Origin of the sequence: Rhodoferax sp. WC2427, assembly GCF_040822085.1 — a bacterium.
In the GTDB taxonomy this organism is placed as follows: domain Bacteria; phylum Pseudomonadota; class Gammaproteobacteria; order Burkholderiales; family Burkholderiaceae_C; genus Rhodoferax_B.
In genome coordinates, this window is sequence record NZ_CP162006.1 from 308707 (window position 1) to 329181 (window position 20475).

Below are 20475 nucleotides of genomic sequence, written 5' to 3' on the forward strand. Positions count from 1 at the left end.
CTGCAATCTAGGGTGAAACCCTAGGGTTTGGATTTGCTATGGTTTCTAGAGCTGCTTGCGCTGATGGAATCAGCGTAGAGCGGCGAAAAGGCTATAAACCTTGGCAAGAAAGCTCCCTCCGCTACGGTGGGGCCGTCCGGGAAGCCACCGGGACCTGAAGTTGGTATTTGTGCCTTGTTTTTAAAGGCCAAAATGGCTGTTTACGCTTACCCCATCAGCGGAAGAAGCTATCAAAAACAAAGCAAACGCGCCCTCACCCCAAATGCCCTAGCGGCAACACCCCGCTCCCTTTCACCTCGCCCAGTGAAAAGCTGGTGTGCAAATCCTTCACATTCGGCAGGTTCATCAGCACCTGCCGGGCAAACTGGCTGAAGGTGTTCAGGTCGCGCGACACCACCTGCAGCTCGAAGGTGCCGGTGCCGCTGATGTAGTGGCAAGACACCACCTCGGGGATGTTGCGGATGGCGTCTTCCAGGCCTTGCAGTGCGGGGCCGCTGTTTTGCACCGCGTCGATGCGCACAAAGGCCAGCACGTCCAGGCCGATCTTGTGCCGGTCGATCTCAGCGCGGTAGCCGCGGATGTAGCCAGCCTCTTCCAGCGCCCGCACGCGCCGCCAGCAGGGGGCGGCAGACAGGCCGACGCGCTGGGCCAGTTCGGCGTTGGTCAGGCGGGCGTTGGCCTGCAGGGCATCGAGTATCAAAAGGTCAAATTTATCGAGCATGGTGGTTTTTAAGCAAGGTTCTTTCGCATAGTAGGCGAATGCGGGCAAAGAACGCAAAGACTTTTCAGGGGTACAGGCATACACTTTTCCGACAAAGCGCAGCCCACTGCGCAGGAGACAACAACGATGAATGCACCTCTACCGGAAGCGCTGCGCAAAGCCCTTGAATCCGCGTCGCTGGACGACAAATACAGCCTGGACTACGGCCCGGCCTTCATGAGCGGGGTGCAGGCCCTGGTCAAGCTGCCCATGCTGCAGCGCCAGCGCGATGCGCGGCAGGGGCGCAACACGGCGGGCTTCATCAGCGGCTACCGGGGCTCGCCGCTGGGCACCTACGACCAGGCGCTGTGGAAGGCCGAAAAATACCTCAAGGCGCAGCACATCGTGTTCCAGCCGGGGGTGAACGAGGAGCTGGCCGCCACGGCGGTGTGGGGCACCCAGCAACTGGGCTTTTCGCCTCCGGGCACCAACAAGTTCGACGGCGTGTTTGGCATCTGGTACGGCAAGGGGCCGGGGGTGGACCGCTGCTCGGATGTGTTCAAACACGCCAACATGGCGGGCACCACCGAGTTTGGCGGCGTGATTGCGGTGGCGGGCGACGACCACATCAGCAAAAGCTCCACCGCCGCGCACCAGAGCGACCACATCTTCAAGGCCTGCGGGCTGCCGGTGTTCTTTCCGGCCAATGTGCAGGAGATTCTGGACCTGGGGCTGCACGCCTTTGCCATGAGCCGCTTCTCGGGCGTGTGGGCGGGCATGAAGACCATCCAGGAAATTGTGGAGTCCAGCGCCACGGTGATGGTGGACCCGGAGCGGGTCGTGGTCAAAATCCCCACCGACTTTGTGATGCCGCCCGGCGGCCTGCACATCCGCTGGCCCGACCACGCGCTGGAGCAAGAGGCGCGCCTCATGCACTACAAGTGGTATGCCGCGCTGGCCTACATCCGCGCGAACCGGCTGAACTACAACGCCATCGAGGGCCCGAACGATAGGTTCGGCGTGATCGCCAGCGGCAAGGCCTACAACGACACCCGCCAGGCCCTGCTGGACCTGGGCCTGGATGACGCCACCTGCCGCCGCATCGGCCTGCGCCTGCATAAGGTGGGCGTGGTCTGGCCGCTGGAGGCGCAGCTCACCCGCGAATTTGCCACCGGCCTGCAAGAGATCCTGGTGGTGGAAGAAAAGCGCCAGGTCATCGAATACCAGCTCAAAGAAGAGCTGTACAACTGGCGCGCCGACGTGCGGCCCAATGTGCTGGGCAAGTTCAACGAGCCCGAGGGCGACCTCAGCGGCGGCGAATGGTCCATGGCCAACCCCACGGCCAACACCTTGCTGCGCGCCAACGCCGACCTGTCGCCCGCGCTGGTGGCCCGGGCCATCGCCCAGCGCCTGCACAAGCTGGGCATGCCCGAGGACGTGGCCGCCCGGATCGACGCGCACATCGCCCTGCTCGATGCCACCGACCGCGCCATGGTGCTGCTGGATGCCAGCCCGGCCCAGGCGCGCCCGCCGTGGTTTTGCAGCGGCTGCCCGCACAACACCAGCACCGTGGTGCCCGACGGTTCGCGCGCCATGGGCGGCATTGGCTGCCATTTCATGGCCACCTGGATGGACCGCAGCACGGTGGGCTTTACCCAGATGGGCGGCGAGGGCGTGCCCTGGGTGGGCCAGCAGCCCTTTACCACCGACCAGCATATTTTTGCCAACCTGGGCGATGGAACCTATTTCCACAGCGGCCTGCTGGCCATCCGCCAGGCGATTGCGGCGGGGGTCAACATCACCTACAAGATTTTGTACAACGACGCAGTGGCCATGACCGGCGGCCAGCAGATCGGCGAACGCCCCGAAGGGCATTCGGTGGTGCAGATAGCCCAGTCGGTACGGGCGGAAGGTGCTATTAAAACCGTAGTGGTGACGGACGAGCCGGAAAAGTATGACGGTATCGCACTGGCCGACGGCGTGGAGGTCAAGCACCGCGACCTGCTGGACGAGATCCAGCGCGAGTTCCGGCAGATCAAGGGCACCACCATCATCATCTACGACCAGACTTGCGCCACCGAAAAGCGCCGCCGCCGCAAGCGCGGCACCGCGGTGGACCCGGCCACCCGGGTGGTGATCAACCCGCTGGTCTGCGAGGGCTGCGGCGACTGCGGCGAGCAAAGCAACTGCCTGAGCGTGGAACCGCTGGAAACGCCTTTTGGCCGCAAGCGCCAGATCAACCAGTCCAGCTGCAACAAGGACATGTCCTGCGTCAAAGGCTTCTGCCCCAGCTTCGTCACCGTGCAGGGCGGGCAGCTGCGCAAGAAAAAGCCTGCACAGGCCCTGTCGCCTTTCACCGGCAGCCCGCTGCCCGAACCCACGCTGCCCCGCATCGACGGTGTCTGGGGCATTGTGGTGGCGGGTGTGGGCGGCACCGGGGTCATCACCCTGGGCCAGCTGCTGGGCGTGGCCGCGCACCTGGAGGGCCGGGGCATCGTCACGCAAGACGCGGCAGGCCTGGCGCAAAAGGGCGGGGCCACCTGGAGCCACGTGCTGCTGGCCGACACGCAGGATGCCATCCGCACCACCCGGGTCGGCGCGGGCGCGGCGGATTTGATTTTGGGCTGCGACCCGGTGGTGGCCGCGGGCAAGGAAACCCTGGTGCGCATGCGCCCGGGCCGCACCCACGTGGCGCTGAACACCCACACCGCGCCCACAGCCGCCTTTGTGCACAACGCCGACTGGCAAGACCCCACGGCGGCCTGCACCGCCGAGATCGTGCGCGCCGCAGGGCAGGGCGGCATCGCCAGCTTCGATGCCGATGCCGCCGCCCAGCGCCTGATGGGCGACAGCCTGTACGCCAACCCCATGCTGCTGGGCTACGCCTGGCAAAAGGGCTGGGTGCCGCTGCGGCTGGACTCGCTGCTGCGCGCCATCGAGCTCAACAACATGGCGGTCGAGGCCAACAAGACCGCCTTCGCCTGGGGCCGCCGCGCGGCGGTGGACCCGGCCAGCGTGGCCACCCCGGCCCAGACCATCCAGTGGCATGCCCGCGATCGCGAGTCGCTCGATGCCATGCTGCAGCGCCGCGTGGCGTTTTTGACCGGCTACCAGAACGCGGCCTATGCGGCCACCTACAGCGCCTTCGTGGCCCAGGTGCGGCAGGCCGAGCAGCCGCTGGACGCCCGCCTGCCGCTGACCGAGGCGGTGGCCCGCTACCTGTTCAAGCTGATGGCTTACAAGGACGAATACGAGGTGGCCCGGCTGCACACCGACCCGGCCTTCCTGGCCGACATCCAGGCCCAGTTCGAGGGCGACTTCCAGTTGCACTACCACCTGGCCCCGCCGCTGCTGGCCAAAAAGAACGCCCAGGGCCAGCTGCAAAAGCGCAAGTTTGGCCCGGGCGTGCGCTTTGCATTCCAGCTGCTGGCCCGGCTCAAGGGCCTGCGCGGCACGCCGTTCGACCCGTTTGGCTACCAGGCCGAGCGGCGCACCGAGCGGGCGCTGGTGGGCGAGTACCAGGACAGCATCGCCGCGCTGTTGCCCCGGCTCACCCCGGCCAACCACGCGGCCGCCATCGACGTGGCGCGCATCCCGGAGCACATCCGTGGCTACGGGCACGTCAAGGCGCGGCACCTGGCGGCTGCGCGCCTGCAGTGGACCGGTGCTTTGGCGGCTTTCGAGATCAGCACAAAATAGGCCTCCAGCGCTTATTCAATCAGCATGGGTAGCTACATAAAAAGTAGCAACCCTGCGTTGCCAAGCCTATGGCAAGCCCCGATTCCGGATGGCGAACAGGGCGGCATACAATTGGTTCTACCCCCGCCCAGTCGCATGGCACCTGCCGTGCTGTGTCTGCGGGTTTATTTTTGCCATTTGTCGTTGGAGTCTCCTGTGTTCATTTCCTCTGCTTTTGCCCAGACCGCCCCCGCTGCTGCTGCCTCCGGTGGCGACATGATGTCGTCGCTGACCGGCATGCTGCCCCTGGTTTTGATGTTTGTGGTGCTGTATTTCGTGATGATCCGCCCCCAGATGAAGAAGCAAAAAGAGCACCGCACCATGCTTGAAGCGCTGGCCAAGGGCGACGAAGTCGCCACTGCAGGCGGCCTGATCGGCAAGGTCACCAAGATCGGTGACGGCTTCCTGAGCCTGGAAATCGCCAATGGCGTGGAAGTGCAACTGCAGCGCAGCGCCGTCGTCCAGGTCATGCCTAAAGGTACCGTCAAGTAATTCCAGCACCGTCAAGTAACTAGAAAGTATTAAGCGCGACCATGAATCGATACCCGGTATGGAAGTACGTGATCCTCCTGGTCGCGCTACTGGTGGGGGCCATTTACACCCTGCCCAATTTCTTTGGTGAAGCCCCGGCGGTGCAGGTCTCGGCCGCCCGCGCGTCGGTCAAGATCGACGACACCACGCGGGCCAAAGTGCAAGAAGCACTCCAGGCCGCCAACCTCACGCCCGACCTGATCGGCATCGAAGGCAACTCGGTCAAGGCCCGTTTTGGCAATACCGATGACCAGCTCAAGGCCAAGGATGTGGTGCAAAAGGCCTTGGTGCCCGATGCCAACGATGCCAGCTACGTGGTGGCGTTGAACCTGTTGTCGCGCTCGCCCTCCTGGCTGACCGCCTTGCACGCCTTCCCCATGTACCTGGGGCTGGACTTGCGCGGTGGCGTGCACTTCATGTTGCAGGTCGACATGCAGGCTGCGCTGACCAAAAAGGCCGAGTCCCTGGCGGGTGACCTGCGCACCAGCCTGCGCGACAAGAACGTGCGCCACAGCGGCATCGCCCGCAACGGCCAGACGATTGAACTGCGCTTGCGCGACAGCGACACCCTGGCCGCGGCCAAGGCCGTGGTGCAGGACCAGTTCCCCGACCTGGTCACCACCGACGCGCCCGACGGCACCGAGTACAAGCTCACCGCCAGCATCCGCCCCGAGGCTGCCCGCCGTGTGCAAGACCAGGCACTGAAGCAAAACATCACCACCCTGCACAACCGCATCAACGAACTCGGCGTGTCCGAGCCGGTGATTCAGCAGCAGGGCCTGGACCGCATCGTGGTGCAGCTGCCCGGCGTGCAAGATACCGCCAAGGCCAAGGACATCCTGGGCCGCACCGCCACGCTGGAAGTGCGCCTGGTCGACGAAAGCACCGAAGCCGGTGCCGCCGCGGCCGGTGCCGGTGCCGTGCCGTTTGGCGACGAACGCTACCTGGAACGCAGTGGCCAGCCGGTCATCGTGAAGAAGCAGGTGGTGCTGACCGGTGAAAACCTCACCGACGCCCAGCCCGGCTTCGACAGCCAGACCCAGGAGCCCACCGTCAACCTGACGCTGGATGCCAAGGGCTCGCGCATCTTCAAGGACATCACGCGCGAAAACATCGGCAAGCGCATGGCCATCATCCTGTTTGAAAAGGGCAAGGGCGAAGTCGTCACCGCGCCGGTGATCCGCAGCGAAATCGCCGGGGGCCGGGTGCAGATCTCGGGCCGCATGACCACCCAGGAAGCCAACGACACCTCGCTGCTGCTGCGCGCCGGGTCACTGGCCGCGCCCATGGAAATCATCGAAGAACGCACCATCGGCCCCAGCCTGGGTGCCGAGAACATCTCCAAGGGCTTCCACAGCGTGATGTGGGGCTTCTTGACCGTGGCCGCCTTCATGTGCTGCTACTACATGCTGTTTGGCGTGTTCTCCAGCATTGCGCTGGCCTTCAATCTGCTGCTGCTGGTGGCGGTGCTGTCCATGCTGCAGGCCACCCTGACCCTGCCCGGCATGGCCGCCATGGCCCTGGTGCTGGGTATGGCCATCGACTCGAACGTGCTGATCAATGAGCGCGTGCGCGAAGAGCTGCGCGCTGGTGCCTCGCCGCAAGCGGCCATCCACGCAGGTTTCGACCGCGCCTGGGCCACCATTCTGGACTCCAACATCACCAGCGCCATCGTCGGTATCGCTTTGTTGGCTTTTGGCTCGGGCCCTGTCCGCGGATTTGCCGTGGTGCACGTTCTGGGTATTGCGACCAGTATTTTTTCGAGCGTGTTCTTCTCGCGCGGCTTGGTCAACCTCTGGTATGGCCGCACCAAGAAGCTCAAATCCGTGTCCATCGGCACCGTGTGGCGGCCCGATGCCGCTATTGAAACCAAAGCCAAGTAAGGACGCGCAAGATGGAGTTTTTCAAGATCCACCGCGACATTCCGTTCATGCGGAATGCCCTGGTGTTCAACATTGTTTCGTTTGTTACCTTTTTGGCGGCCGTGTTCTTTTTGTTCTCGCGCGGCCTGCATTTGTCGGTGGAATTCACCGGCGGCACCCTGATGGAGGTGAGCTATTCGCAGCCCGCCGACCTGAACCGCGTGCGCACCGTGGTGGCGGGCCTGGGCCTGCAGGACGTGCAGGTGCAGAACTTCGGCACCTCGCAAGACGTGCTGATCCGCATGCCGGTGCAAAAAGGCGTTACGTCGGCCCAGCAAAGCGACCAGGTGCTGGCCGCTTTGAAGACCGCCGATGCGTCGGTGCAGCTCAAGCGCACTGAATTCGTCGGCCCGCAGGTGGGCGACGAGCTGGCGGTGGACGGCCTGAAAGCCCTGGCCTTTGTGGTGGCGGGCATCATGCTGTACCTGGCCATCCGCTTTGAATGGAAGTTTGCCGTGGCGGCCATCATCGCCAACCTGCACGACGTGGTCATCATTCTGGGCTTCTTTGCTTTCTTCCAGTGGGAGTTTTCGCTGCCGGTGCTGGCGGCGGTGCTGGCGGTGCTGGGTTATTCGGTGAACGAGTCGGTGGTGATCTTTGACCGGATCCGGGAGAACTTCCGGCGTTTCCGCAAAATGAACTCGATGCAGGTGATTGACAACGCCATCACCTCGACCATCAGCCGCACTATCATTACGCATGGCTCCACCCAGATCATGGTTTTGTCGATGCTGGTATTTGGTGGCCCGACCTTGCATTACTTTGCGTTGGCCCTCACTATCGGTATCTGTTTCGGCATTTACTCTTCGGTGTTTGTGGCTGCCGCCATTGCCATGTGGTTGGGAATCCAACGCGAAGATCTGGTTAAAGCCTCCAACAACAAGAAAGACGAAGACCCCAACGACCCCAACGCAGGCGCAACCGTGTGACCTGCGCCTGAAATATGGCATCTAACGCCCCCTCCCACCCTGGCCTGCAACTCGCTCGCAACGCGCGCGAGAGCTTGGTCACGGAAGTGGGGCAGGCGCTGGGGGATGTCAGCCGTGCGGTCGCTGCTCGCTTGACGGTATTGCTCGAAGAAGCCCACAGCACCCGCGAAATGCACGAACGCCAGGACGCCTGGACCGCCTTTCAACGCCAAAGCCACGCCTGGGAGCAGGCCACTGCAGCGGCTTGGCGCCAGGCCTTGCATCCCAGCACCCATGGCGGTGCGGTGCGCGACGTTGGCCTGCAGTTCGAGCTGATGGGCGACGAAGTCGTTGAAAACAAGATTCTGGCCTCGCGCCTGGCGGTCGCCATTCTGGACAAGCTGGGCGAGGCCTATGGCAACCTGTGCGCCCGCATCCAATTGCTGGAGTCCACCAGCGAGCTGGCCAGCCACGATCCGATCCGCCCCGAGGTGCTGATGCTGGCCTTGGTCGAGCAGTGGACGGCGGTGGGCCTGGCCCGCAACATGCTGCCGCTGGTCAGCGATGCCTTGCAGCGTGAGCTGGCCGCGCACTTTGTGCTTGCCTTCGAGACCTGCAACGAGCTGCTGCTGTCGCGCGGCGTGATCCCCACGGTCGATTTGCGTTCCCGTGTGAAGCGCAGCGACGCGGCAGGGGCCTCTACCGCCATGCCGCGCACCGGCCATGGAGCCACCACCCGGCCTGGCGGCATGGAAACCGATTGGAACGCGACCCGCTTTGAACCATCCAACCTGCCCACCGGCCGGCCGGGCCCGGCAGGCAGTGGTGGTGGGGACGGGATGCAGGCGCAAGGGCATGGCGGCGGTGGCAGCACGCCTGCGGCCCTCGGGCCACGCCATGCGGCCGATGAAACCCGCATGATGACGGCGGTGTCGCCCCTGGCCCGGGCCCGGCGGCGCGCCCAGGGGGTCATGGGCCACCTCAAGCGCATGCTGAACGACCACGTCAGCGATTTTGACCGTACCGAGCAGCATCCGGTCTCGCCCGCGCTGGCGCAGGCGATTGCCCGCAAACGCGATGGCGGTGACACCGACCCCATGTCCGACGGCATGGTGGTGCAAACCGACCGCTACGAATACGGCGTGGCCGATGTGTCCCATGCTGCGTCGGCCCTGCGCGAGCGCTCCAACGTCCTCAAGCAAAAGGCGGCCACGCAGGCTGAAAAAGCCACCATCGAAGTGGTCGCGTTGATGTTCCAGAGCATCCTGGCCGAAGAGCGGATTCCGCCGTCGGTACGGGTGTGGTTTGCGCGCCTGCAACTGCCGGTGCTGCGCGTGGCCCTGGCCGAGCCGGAGTTTTTCAGCACCGTAGACCACCCGGCGCGCCAGCTGATCGACCGCATGGGCTCCTGCGTCATGGGCTTTGATGCCCGGGCCATCAACGGCAGCGCCCTGGAGACCGAGATCCGGCGCGTGGTGCAGGTCATCGAGCAGTACCCGGAAACCGGGCGGCGCGTGTTCCAGCTGGTGTTTGACGAGTTCGTGCTGTTCCTGTCGAAGTTCCTGACCGAAAAAGGCAGCACCCAGCGCCTGGTCAGCCTGGCGCAACAGGTCGAGCAAAAAGAGACCCTGGCCATCCAGTACACCATTGAGCTGCGCAACATGCTCAAGGACATGCCGGTACGTGAGGAGATCCGCGCCTACCTGTTCAAGGTCTGGGCCGAGGTGCTGGCCATGGCGGCGGTGCGCAACGGCCCGCAGCACGTTGACACCATTGCCTTGAAAAAGGCGGCCTCCGAGCTGGTCTGGTCGGCCAGCGCCAAGCCCAACCGGGCCGATCGGGCCAAGGTCATCCAGAGCTTGCCGACCCTGCTGCAGCGTCTGCGCCAGGGCATGGGCCTGCTGGGGCTGGACACGCCAGCCCAAGAGGCGCACATCAAGACCATCAGTGACACGCTGGCCGATGCCTTCATGTCCAAGACCGAGGCGATTCCCCAGGCACGCATCGACTCGATGGCTGCGCACCTGGCCAACCTGGAAGATTTCTTCAGCGACGAAGCCACCGGCGACTTGCCGTTGGACCCGGAAAGCATCGAGATGATGCTGGGCATGGACGCGTCCACCATCGACGTGATCGCCGATGGCGGCTCCAAGCCCTCGGATGCCATGCTGGCCTGGGCGCAAGAGCTGCAGCTCGGCCACTGGTTCATGCTGGACCACAACCGCCAGATCAACCGGGTGCAGTTCGCCTGGCGCAGCGACCGCAAGCAACTGCATTTGTTTGCCGCCATGGATGGCCGCAGCTACCTGATCCAGGCGCGCCGTCTGGCTGCCTATTTGCAAGCCGGTTTGCTGGTGCCACAGGAAGAAGAAGCCCTGACCCTGCGCGCTACCCGCGACGCGCTGGCCAAGCTGGACGCCAACCCCGAGCGCCTGCTGGCCTAATTGCTGCGTTTTTTGTAGCTACTCACGCCCATGGGGTGAGCACAGGCGGCCTGAAAACCTTTAATGCGCGACTCTGTCGGACGCGTCGTCGCAGAGTTCGTCGAGCACCAGGGCATCGGGCTCTTCGCCAAAACTCCAGTACACCATCAGGATGATGATTTTCAGGTCGTCCAGGGTCACGGGGTTGCCGCTGGCGGCCATGGCACGGTCGAGCACGATTTCGCGCATCACCGGCGCCAGCACCCCGGCGGTTTCCAGAAAGCTCACAAAGCCCAGGCATTCGGCGCCCAGATGGTCTTGCTCGGCCACCGAATAGACGCGCAGGCTGTCGGTGGCGGGGAAGTCCATGGCCTCGATCGCCAATGGGGACGGGGTCAGGATGGGGCTGTGCGAAGCGATGTGCAGGCCGTCGAGCCAGCGCAGCGCCTCCGCGATTTCATCGGCTTCGAAGCCGACGGCCGTCAATTTGCGGCCAAGTTGTTGCGACTCGGGACAGGCATCGCCCCGCCAGTAGTTTTCATAAACGAACACGAGTACTTCAAACATGGGCCCAATATAGCGCAGAACCTTGGCGCGGGTGGGCAACGCTTTTCAACTGTGGGCAATGCGCTGAAAAAGCCCTCCGGGCAGGCGCGCCACCTGGTTGTCCAGCTCCAGTTCCAGCAGCTGCACCTGCAGTTGGGACGTGGCAATGCCGGTGCGGGCAACCAGCGCGTCCAGGCCGACGGGGTCGTAGCCCAGGGCTGTCAGAAGCGGGTTTTCAGTGTCTTTTGGGCCGCTGGCGCTTATTGCATCAGCATGGGCAGCTATCGAATCAGGAGTGCTGGAGAGTTTCAGTTCGTCCAGCACGTCCTGGATGGTTTCCACCAGTTTGGCGCCTTGGCGGATCAGCGCATGGCAGCCCCGGGCCTGGGCAGAGTGGATGGAGCCCGGGATGGCAAACACCTCTTTGCCCTGCTCCGAGGCCAGGCGCGCGGTGATCAGCGAGCCCGATTGCAGTGCCGCCTCCACCACCAGCGTGCCCTGGGCCAGCCCGGCGATCAGCCGGTTGCGTTTGGGAAAGTTGGCGGCCAGCGGCGGCGTGCCCAGCGGGTACTCGCTCAGCAGCAGGCCGTGCTGGGCGATCCGGTGGGCCAGGGCCAGGTTGCGCCGGGGATAGACGCGGTCCAGCCCGGTGCCCACCACGGCGATGGTTGCCAGCCGGTCATCCGCCTCTGCAGCGCCCTCCAGCGCGCCCAGGTGGGCCGCGCTGTCCACCCCCAGGGCCAGGCCCGAGACCACGGTCAGCCCGGCCTGGGCGCAGGCTTTGCCGAACTGGCGCGCATTGGCCTCGCCCTGCGGCGTGGGGTTGCGGCTGCCGACGATGGCGATGTTGCGGCTGCTGGCCGGACGCCACAGGTCGGTGCGGCCCAGCGCGTACAGCAGCAGCGGCGGGTCTTCCATGGCCAGCAGGGCGGCGGGGTAGCGGTCGTCGCCCAGGGTGATGAGGCTGCGCGGGGCGGCACCGGCGGTTGCCAGCCATTGCAGGGTGCTGTCCAGCTGGGTTTCCAGTTCGGGCGGCACCTGCTGCAGGGCCTGGGCTTGCTGCGGCAGGACGACTTCGCGCAGGCGGGTGGGCGACTGCGCAAACACATCCGTCGGCAGACCAAAGGCGGCCATCAACCGGCGCGCAGTGGTATTGCCGATGCCGGGCGTCAGGAGCAGACGCAGCCAGCCTGCCAGCTCGTCCCGGTCCATGGCGTCAGTTGGGGGTGGTCAGCCGGTCGCCGATTTTCACGCTGGTCTTGATTTCCAGGATCAGGCCGTAAGACACCCGTTCGAACGGGCGGAACACCATCAGCAGGCCGTTGCGCTCATCGGGGAGCTTGATCAGGGCCTTGTCCGGGTCGGTGGGGTCGCGCAGCCGGGCCCCATCGGACAGCAGTGCCAGCACGTGGCCGCGCTCGACGCCGTCACGGGTGCCCTTGTTGATCACCACGATCTGGTTTTGCGCGGCATTGGCCACCGCGGCGCTGCCATACACCGACACGATGCGGCCTTCGATGTTCTTGGACGGGGCGCGGGGCACGAAGTTGAGCAGCTCGCGCTCGGGTTCGGGCAGCAGGCGGTCGCCGACGCGGATTTCTTCCTTGGCCGAGACGATGTCCAGGCTGGCGGGAACGATGTCGAGGAAGGGCTTGCCGTCGCGGTCCAGGTCGCGGGACGGGCGCTGGACTTCGCTGCCGGCCAGGCTGGCCTTGCCGACGTACTGGGTTTCATAGCCCAGGATTTCACCGGTGCCGGGGTCCTTGAGCGGGGTGGCGTTGCGCATCACGCGGAAGGTCTGCACCTTGCCCTTGCCGTCGATCAGTGGCGCGCTGGCCGGACCCCGGGCGTAGGCGCGGTCGCCCTGGCTCAGCATCACATGGTCTTCCTGGGTGGCCACGATGCGCGGCGCCAGTGCCAGGGTGTTTTCGTCCACCACCAGCGGCTCGGCCAAAAACGGCTCGATCAAATGGGTTTGCAGCGGGGGCAAGGCGTTGTCGGCCAGGTTCTCGATGCGGGTGCGCGGCGACAGGCGCACCGTGCGCATGCCGTCGCCCGATACCGCCTGGCCCGCCTGCAGCATGGCGCGGCCGTCTTTTTTGAACAGAAACAACTGCTGGCCGGGATAAATGCGGTGCGGGTTGCGGATGTCTTGCTGGTTCATGCCCCACAGCTCGGGCCAGCGCCACGGCGTGGCCAGGAACAAGCCGGAAATGGCCCACAGTGTGTCGCCGGATTTGACCGTGTAGTGGTCGGGGGCATTCGGGGCCAGCGCGGCCAGGGGCACGCCGTCATGGGCTACCTGGCTGGCGGTGGCTTGCTGTGCGGGGGTGATGGGATAGTCTTGCGCCTGCGCCAGAGGGCTCCACAGGCTGGCCGACAAGGCCGTCAACACCATGGCGGCTGCGGCTGCAGCCCTACCCGATTCCACTCCCGCTTTTTTGTATTTCATATTTGGTAGCACCACAAATGCCCATCGGTGCCGCTATTGGCGTGGTCTGCATATAGACGCAAATCCGACGGAAAACTAACGACAAATTACGCGCGATTCTGCGCCCAAGCCCCTAGCAGGGCAACGAATATTGGCGCGCCTTGGTTGGGCCGGGTCCAAAAGTAGCGAAAATAGCGACATACGGCTGGCCGCCTCGCGCCCAGTTTCCGCAATTTCGGCGAGATCCCATGGCCCTACTTTCCATTCTCCAATACCCAGACCCCAAGCTGCACACCTTAGCACGACCCGTGCAGGCGGTGGACGCACGCATCCAGGCCCTGATCGCCGACATGATCGAGACCATGTACGACGCCAACGGCATCGGCCTGGCGGCGACCCAGGTGGACGTGCACGAGCGCCTGGTGGTGATCGACGTGTCCGACGAGCGCACCGAACCCCTGGTGCTGATCAACCCCGAAATCCTCTGGGCCAGCGAAGAGCGGGTGCTGAACGAAGAAGGCTGCCTGTCGGTGCCCGGCATTTACGACGGCGTGGAGCGCGCCACCCAGGTGCGGGTGCAGGCGCTGGACGGCGCGGGCCAGCTGCGTACCCTGGAGGCCGAGGGCCTGCTGGCGGTGTGCATCCAGCACGAGATGGACCACCTGCTGGGCAAGGTGTTCGTGGAATACCTGTCGCCGCTGAAACGCAACCGGATCAAGAGCAAGATGCTCAAGACCCGCCGCGCGCTGGGCCGCGCGGACGCGGCCTGATGCGCATCATCTTCGCGGGCACGCCGGAGTTTGCCCAGGTCGCGCTGGCCCAACTGCAGGCCGCAGGCCACGAGATCGTGCTGGTCCTCACCCAGCCTGACCGCCCCGCCGGGCGCGGCATGAAGCTGCAGGCATCCCCGGTCAAACAGCACGCGCTGGCCCACGGCATCCCCGTGGCCCAGCCGCGCAGCCTGCGGCTGGACGGCAAATACCCCGATGAGGCCGCCGCCGCCCAGGCCCTGCTGCAAGCCGCCCAGGCCGATGTGATGGTGGTCGTGGCCTACGGCCTGATCCTGCCGCAGTGGGTGCTGGACCTGCCGCGCCGCGGTTGCCTGAACATCCACGCCAGCCTGCTGCCGCGATGGCGCGGTGCGGCCCCCATCCACCGCGCCATCGAGGCGGGCGACACACACACCGGCGTGGCCATCATGCAGATGGATGCCGGGCTGGACACCGGCGCCATGCTGCTGGTCGAGTCGCTGCCCATCGCCCCTACCGATACCACCGGCAGTCTGCACGACAGGCTGGCCGATCTGGGCGGCAAGATGGTGGTGCAGGCCCTGGCGCAGCTGGACACCCTGGTGCCCGTGCCCCAGCCCAGCGAGGGCATCAGCTACGCCCACAAGATCGAAAAGCGCGAGGCGGCCATCGACTGGACGCAAACCGCCGACACCATCGTCCGCCGTATCCGCGCCTTCAACCCCTTCCCCGGCGCGGCCACGCTGCTGGCGGGCGAGAGCCTGAAAGTCTGGGCTGCCACGGTGTCGGACGCGGCCTTGCCCGCAGGCACAGTTTATGGATCAATTGTGGCTGTAACGCCCGAATCGATAGCGGTAGCAGCTATGGATTCGATAGTAAACATCACCCAGGTGCAGCGCCCGGGCGGCAAACGTCTGGCGGTGGCCGACTTCCTGCGCGGCTGCGATGTGCAACCCGGCATGGTGTTTGAAAACGCGCCCGATGTTCCTCAAGCGCGCTAACCGCGGCCACCCCGAGTTCCGCGTCGGCGCGTCCGAGATGTGGCCCCAAGCCCCCGGCATGGTCGCCTGGGGCCTGATGACCGGCGTGGCCATGGCCAAGTCGGGCATGAGCCTGTTCGAGTCGCTGCTGATGACCCTGACCGTGTTTGCCGGCAGCTCCCAGCTGGCCGCCGCGCCCCTGCTCACCGTGGACGCACCGGCCTGGGTGATTCTGGCCACCGGCTTTTGCGTCAACCTGCGCTTCGTGGTGTTCAGCCTGCACTTGCGTCCCTACCTGATGCACCTGCCCTGGCTGGAGCGCATCAGCCACGGCTACCTGACCACCGACATGACGTACGTGATGTTCACCCGGCGCTTTGCCCACCCCGGCGGCACGCCCGAGGCCCAGAACGCCCAAGAGGCCTACCTGGCGGGCAGCAACAGCGCCTGCTGGATCAGCTGGATGCCCGCCAGCGTGGCCGGTGTGGTGCTGGCCAACTTCATCCCCACCACCTGGGGCCTGGGGTTTGCGGGCATCTTGTGCCTGATCGGCATTCTGTGTTCGCTGGCCAGCACCCGGCTGCGCATCGTCTCGGCGGTGGTGGCGGCCATGGTGGCCATCACGGCCTACCAGCTGCCGTTCAAGCTCAACATCGTGGTGGCGATTGCCATGGCCGTGCTGGCCTGCATGTCGATCGAAAAAATGCGGCGCAGGGCGGTGGCATGAACGGCTCCACCACCTGGCAGACGGTCGCCATCATCCTTGGGCTGGCGGCCATCACCGTCATCACCCGCTGCTTCTTCTTTCTGACCCGCAAGTCCGCCAGCCTGCCGCACTGGGCCCAGCGCGGCCTGCAGTACGCGCCGATTGCCGCCCTGTCCGCCGTGGTGCTGCCCGAGGTGCTGATGACCCAGGGCCACCTGCTGGCCACCTGGATGGACGCCCGGTTGTTTGGCGCCGCCGCCGGGGTGCTGGTGTACTTCTGGCGGCGCGACGTGCTGCTGACCATCGTGGCGGGCATGGCCGTGTATTTGCCGCTGCATCTTGGACTAGGCTGGTAACTTTTCCTTCGGTGGCACTCCTAAAATGGCAGGCTGAGTTTTTTATCCTCCAACCTACCGAGACACCGCCATGAACGTCATCCGCTTCTCCGATCTGTGCGCCCAGGGCAAAGCCGCAGGCCAACGTGTTTTCATCCGCGCCGAACTGAACGTGCCGCAGGACGACAGCGGTGCCATCACCGAAGACACCCGCATCCGCGCCTCGGTACCGTGCATCCAGATGGCGCTGGACGCTGGCGCGGCGGTGATGGTGACATCGCACCTGGGCCGCCCCACCGAGGGTGCCTTCAAACCCGAAGATTCGCTGGCCCCGGTGGCCAAGCGCCTGGGCGAGCTGCTGGGCCGCGATGTGCCGCTGGTGTCCAACTGGGTCGACGGCGTGACGGTCGCCCCCGGCCAGGTCGTGCTGCTGGAGAACTGCCGCGTCAACGTCGGTGAAAAGAAAAACAGCCCCGAGCTGGCCCGAAAAATGGCCGCGCTGTGCGACATCTTCGTGAACGATGCCTTCGGCACCGCCCACCGCGCCGAAGGCACCACCTACGGCATCGCCGAATACGCCAAGGTCGCCTGTGCAGGCCCTTTGCTGGCGGCCGAGATCGACGCCATCACCAAGGCTCTGGCCCATCCCCAGCGCCCGCTGGTGGCCATCGTGGCGGGCTCCAAGGTGTCCACCAAGCTGACCATCCTGAAAGCCTTGTCCGAAAAAGTGGACGGGCTCATCGTGGGCGGCGGCATTGCCAATACCTTCATGCTGGCCGCCGGTTTGAAGATCGGCAAGAGCCTGGCCGAGCCCGACCTGGTCGACCAGGCCAAAGCCGTGATCGAGGCGATGAAAGCCCGCGGTGCCGCCGTGCCCATCCCCACCGATGTGGTCACCGCCAAAACCTTTGCCGCCGATGCCGTAGCCACCGTCAAGGCCGCTTCTGAGGTGGCCGACGACGACCTGATCCTCGACATCGGCCCGCAAACCGCCGCCGCGCTGGCGCTGCAGCTCAAGTCCGCAGGCACCATCGTCTGGAACGGCCCGGTCGGCGTGTTCGAGTTCGACGCCTTCGCCCATGGCACCGAAACCATCGCCCGCGCGATTGCCGACAGTGCTGCGTTTTCGATCGCTGGTGGTGGCGACACACTGGCGGCGATTGCCAAATACGGCATTGAAAAACAGGTGGGTTACATCTCCACCGGCGGCGGCGCTTTCCTGGAAATTCTGGAAGGCAAAACCCTGCCTGCGTTCGAAATTCTGCAAAAGCGCGCTGCCTAGGCCAGTGGGTACACACCGCAGACATATAGCGGTGTTCCACTCGCGGCCTGGGCCGCGCTTCCAGCGGTAGTGTGAGGTCGCGCCGGGGGTTCCTCCCATCGCATTTCGGGAGGATCACCATGTTCGAGTTGCGCAACCCCCAGGCGCGGAGCAGCCGCCTGCTGGGTAAAACGCCCAACCGCTGGGACCTGGCCCTGCTGCCGCTGGTACTGGCGGTGCTGGTGGCCCTGGCGTTTGGCGCAGCGCAGATGGCCCGCCCGTTTGCCATGGGCGAGACGCTGGAGATATCGCTCTCTCCCGCCTACCTGCCGTACTACCTGCTGCGCACCATTTTGCGCATGTTCATTGCGCTGGCCTGTTCGCTGTTGTTCAGCTTTGTGTTTGCGGCCATCGCCGCCAAATACCGGGCGGCCGAGAAGGCCATGATCCCCATCCTGGACGTGCTGCAGTCGGTGCCCATCCTGGGCTTCCAGGCGATTGCCATCGCGCCCTTCATCGCGCTGTTTCCGGGCAGCCTGCTGGGCGTGGAATGCGCGGCCATCTTCGCCATCTTCACCTCGCAGGCCTGGAACATGGCGTTCAGCCTGTACCAGTCGATCCGCAACGTGCCCGACGAGTTGAACGAGGCGGCGCGGGTGTTCCGCCTGTCGGGCTGGCAGCGCTTTTGGCGGCTGGAGCTGCCGTTTGCCATGCCAGGGCTGCTGTGGAACATGATGATGTCGATGTCGGGCGGCTGGTTCTTTCTGGTGGCGGCGGAAGCCATTTCGGTGGCCAACCAGGACATCAAGCTGCCGGGCATCGGCTCCTACATTGCCGTGGCCATCGAGGCCAAGGACGGCTGGGCCATTGGCTACGCGATTGCGGCCATGCTGGCGGGCATTTTGTTGTACGACCAGCTGTTCTTCCGGCCGCTGCTGGCCTGGGCCGACAAGTTCCGGTTCGAAGAGTCGCAGGGTGACATGGCGCAGCAGTCCTGGCTGCTGGACTGGATGGGCCGCAGCCACTGGATGCGTGGCCTGAGCGCCCACTTCTGGACGCTGATGCGCGGTGCGCTGGGCTGGTTCAGCGTGCGCGGTGGTGCTGCTGTGCGCGATGCGCGCCCCGAGCCCGCCCACCCGCTGTGGGAACGCGTGTGGGATGGCGTGCTGGTGCTGGCCGCCGTGGCAGCGCTGGCCTGGCTGGTGCTGTTTGTGCACACCGTGGTCGGCTGGGGCGAGGCCGCGCATGTGGGTTTTCTGGGCCTGATCACCCTGGCCCGGGTGCTGCTGCTGATCGCCCTGGCCTCGCTGGTGTGGGTGCCGGTGGCGGTGTGGATCGGGCTGCGGCCCGCGTACTCGCAGCGGGTGCAGGCGGTGGCGCAGTTTTTGGCGGCGTTTCCGGTCAACCTGATGTTTCCGCTGGTGGTCTACCTGCTGGTGACCTGGCGGTTGAACCCAAATATCTGGCTCAGCCCGCTGATGGTGTTCGGCACCCAGTGGTACATCCTGTTCAACGTGGTGGCCGGGGCTGCCACCATCCCGAACGAGCTGCGCCTGGCCGCCGACAACCTGGGTGTGACAGGCTGGCTCAAGTGGAAGCGCGTCTACCTGCCTGCGGTGTTCCCCAGCTACATCACCGGGGCCATTACCGCCAGCGGCGGCTCGTGGAACGCCAGCATCGTGGCCGAGTACGTCACCTGGGGCAAAACCACCCTGGTGGCTGACGGCCTGGGCAGCTACATCAAGCAAATGACCGATGCAGGCGACTTCCACCGCATCGCGCTGGGCATTGGCGTGATGTGTATTTTTGTGATGCTGCTGAACCGCTTCTTCTGGCGCAAGCTGTACGTGCTGGCCGAAGACCGCAGCCGCTGACGCGGCGCTGGAGAACCCCTATGAATCTGATCGAACTGCAAGGTGTGGCCAAGTCTTTCCGCGCCGCCGACGGCACCGCCCGCAGCGTGCTGGAGTCGGTGGATTTCCACCTGGCCGATGGCGAAATCGTGGCCCTGCTGGGCAAGTCGGGCTCGGGCAAGTCCACCCTGCTGCGCATCATGGCCGGGCTGATTCCGGCCGACCACGGCAAGGTGGAATACCGCCAGCGGGCCATCCACGCGCCGGTGGCGGGCATCGCCATGGTGTTCCAGTCGTTTGCCTTGTTCCCCTGGCTGACGGTGCAGCAGAACGTGGAGCTGGGCCTGGAAGCCCAGGGCGTGCCCGCCGCAGAGCGCCAGACCCGCGCCGATGCGGTGCTGGAGATGATTGGCCTGGCCGGGTTTGGCGGCGCCTTGCCGCGCGAGCTGTCGGGCGGCATGAAGCAGCGGGTGGGCATTGCCCGCGCCCTGGTCACCAACCCCGATATTTTGCTGATGGACGAGGCGTTTTCGGCGCTGGACGTGCTGACCGGCGAAACCCTGCGCAACGACATGCTGGAGCTGTGGGATGGCGACCAGATCCCCACCAAGGGCATCCTGATCGTCTCGCACAACATCGAAGAGGCGGTGATGATGGCCGACCGCATCATCATCCTGGCCAGCGACCCGGGCCGCATCCGCGACGAGGTGCTGATCGACCTGCCGCGCCCGCGCGACGCAGATGCCGTCGAGGTGCGGGCGCTGATCGACGAGGTCTATGCCTTGATGACGCAGCGTCCCGCGCAGGAGGCGACCGCTGGGGAGCCGGTCACCGCCCACTTGGGCTACCGGTTGCCGCCCACCGATGTCAGCCACATCGAAGGCGTGCTGGAACTGCTGGCCGATGCGCCGTTCGACGGGCATGCCGACCTGCCGCAACTGGCCGAAGAGTCCGAGCTGGCCGACGAAGAGCTGTTCCCCACCTACGAGGCGCTGGGCCTGCTGGGCCTGGCCCATGTGGACAAGGGTGACATCCACCTGACTCCGCTGGGCCAGCACTACGTGGATGCCGACCAGGCGCGGCGGCAGGAGATTTTTGGCCAGCAGCTGCTGACCCACGTGCCCTTGGCAGCGCACATCCGGCGCAACCTGGAATCCGAGCCCAACGGCACCCTGTCCGAAAAGCGCTTTCTGGACTTGCTGGAGGAGTTCATGGACGCGGTGGAGGCCCAGCGCGTGCTGCAGGTGGCCATTGAGTGGGGCCGCTATGGCGAGGTCTATGGCTACGACTACCACACCGGGCGGCTCACGCTGCCCGAGGAATCGGAAACCTGAGATGCTATTGAATTAAGAGCTGCTCACGCCGATTCCATAAGCATGGAGCGCCGATTTC

16 protein-coding genes are annotated in these 20475 nt (G+C 65.1%); 12 read left to right on the top strand and 4 right to left on the bottom strand.

Annotated features, from left to right (window positions below):
• Positions 1–253: 253 nt before the first annotated feature.
• The gene (locus tag AB3G31_RS01455) at positions 254–721 is read right to left on the bottom strand and encodes an Lrp/AsnC family transcriptional regulator (RefSeq protein WP_315188850.1); all 468 of its coding nucleotides are present in this window, start codon (positions 719–721) and stop codon (positions 254–256) included.
• Positions 722–847: 126 nt separating this feature from the next.
• On the opposite strand from AB3G31_RS01455, the gene AB3G31_RS01460 reads away from it, so the two are divergent.
• The 5 genes from AB3G31_RS01460 to AB3G31_RS01480 all read left to right on the top strand — a co-directional run bounded on the left by AB3G31_RS01460 (position 848) and on the right by AB3G31_RS01480 (position 10243).
• Positions 848–4399 carry an indolepyruvate ferredoxin oxidoreductase family protein gene (locus AB3G31_RS01460; protein WP_367848465.1) on the top strand — a complete coding sequence of 1184 codons (3552 nt, stop codon included), beginning with the start codon at positions 848–850 and terminating at the stop codon, positions 4397–4399.
• A 195-nt stretch (positions 4400–4594) separates the two neighbouring features.
• Positions 4595–4930 carry a preprotein translocase subunit YajC gene (gene yajC / locus AB3G31_RS01465; RefSeq protein ID WP_367848466.1) on the top strand — a complete coding sequence of 112 codons (336 nt, stop codon included), beginning with the start codon at positions 4595–4597 and terminating at the stop codon, positions 4928–4930.
• Positions 4931–4971: 41 nt separating this feature from the next.
• Positions 4972–6852, top strand: a complete 1881-nt coding sequence (gene secD, locus AB3G31_RS01470; RefSeq protein WP_367848467.1) for a protein translocase subunit SecD — start codon at positions 4972–4974, stop codon at positions 6850–6852.
• Between the two features lie 11 nt (positions 6853–6863).
• Entirely contained in the window at positions 6864–7820 is a 957-nt protein-coding gene (gene secF / locus AB3G31_RS01475) for a protein translocase subunit SecF (protein ID WP_367848468.1), read from the top strand.
• Between the two features lie 14 nt (positions 7821–7834).
• Positions 7835–10243 (top strand): DUF1631 family protein, encoded by a 2409-nt coding sequence (locus AB3G31_RS01480; protein ID WP_367848469.1) that lies wholly within the window; start codon positions 7835–7837, stop codon positions 10241–10243.
• 60 nt (positions 10244–10303) lie between these two features.
• Here the strand turns inward: AB3G31_RS01480 and AB3G31_RS01485 are convergent, their stop codons facing one another.
• The 3 genes from AB3G31_RS01485 to AB3G31_RS01495 are packed head-to-tail and all read right to left on the bottom strand — an operon-like array spanning position 10304 to position 13166.
• Positions 10304–10789: a DUF494 family protein gene (locus AB3G31_RS01485; RefSeq protein WP_367848470.1), complete on the bottom strand. Its 486-nt coding sequence runs from the start codon at positions 10787–10789 to the stop codon at positions 10304–10306.
• A gap of 45 nt (positions 10790–10834) precedes the next feature.
• Positions 10835–11980: a DNA-processing protein DprA gene (dprA, locus tag AB3G31_RS01490; RefSeq protein ID WP_367848471.1), complete on the bottom strand. Its 1146-nt coding sequence runs from the start codon at positions 11978–11980 to the stop codon at positions 10835–10837.
• Between the two features lie 4 nt (positions 11981–11984).
• Positions 11985–13166, bottom strand: coding sequence for a LysM peptidoglycan-binding domain-containing protein (locus tag AB3G31_RS01495; RefSeq protein WP_367850272.1), 1182 nt, complete (start codon positions 13164–13166; stop codon positions 11985–11987).
• 281 nt (positions 13167–13447) lie between these two features.
• On the opposite strand from AB3G31_RS01495, the gene def reads away from it, so the two are divergent.
• The 7 genes from def to AB3G31_RS01530 all read left to right on the top strand — a co-directional run bounded on the left by def (position 13448) and on the right by AB3G31_RS01530 (position 20417).
• Positions 13448–13969, top strand: coding sequence for a peptide deformylase (gene def, locus AB3G31_RS01500; RefSeq protein ID WP_367848472.1), 522 nt, complete (start codon positions 13448–13450; stop codon positions 13967–13969).
• On the top strand, positions 13969–14949 hold the full coding sequence (fmt, locus tag AB3G31_RS01505; protein WP_367848473.1) for a methionyl-tRNA formyltransferase: 981 nt from the start codon (positions 13969–13971) through the stop codon (positions 14947–14949). The genes def and fmt overlap by 1 nt, the downstream gene beginning before the upstream one ends.
• Positions 14930–15655, top strand: a complete 726-nt coding sequence (locus AB3G31_RS01510; protein ID WP_367850273.1) for an AzlC family ABC transporter permease — start codon at positions 14930–14932, stop codon at positions 15653–15655. The genes fmt and AB3G31_RS01510 overlap by 20 nt, the downstream gene beginning before the upstream one ends.
• Entirely contained in the window at positions 15652–15990 is a 339-nt protein-coding gene (locus AB3G31_RS01515) for an AzlD domain-containing protein (protein WP_367848474.1), read from the top strand. Before AB3G31_RS01510 ends, AB3G31_RS01515 begins: the two co-directional genes overlap by 4 nt.
• Positions 15991–16060: 70 nt before the next feature.
• Positions 16061–17251: a phosphoglycerate kinase gene (locus tag AB3G31_RS01520; protein ID WP_367848475.1), complete on the top strand. Its 1191-nt coding sequence runs from the start codon at positions 16061–16063 to the stop codon at positions 17249–17251.
• Positions 17252–17370: 119 nt separating this feature from the next.
• Positions 17371–19104 carry an ABC transporter permease gene (locus AB3G31_RS01525; RefSeq protein ID WP_367848476.1) on the top strand — a complete coding sequence of 578 codons (1734 nt, stop codon included), beginning with the start codon at positions 17371–17373 and terminating at the stop codon, positions 19102–19104.
• A gap of 20 nt (positions 19105–19124) precedes the next feature.
• A complete protein-coding gene (locus AB3G31_RS01530) occupies positions 19125–20417 on the top strand; it encodes an AAA-associated domain-containing protein (RefSeq protein WP_367848477.1) in 1293 nt (430 codons plus the stop codon).
• Positions 20418–20475 lie beyond the last annotated feature (58 nt).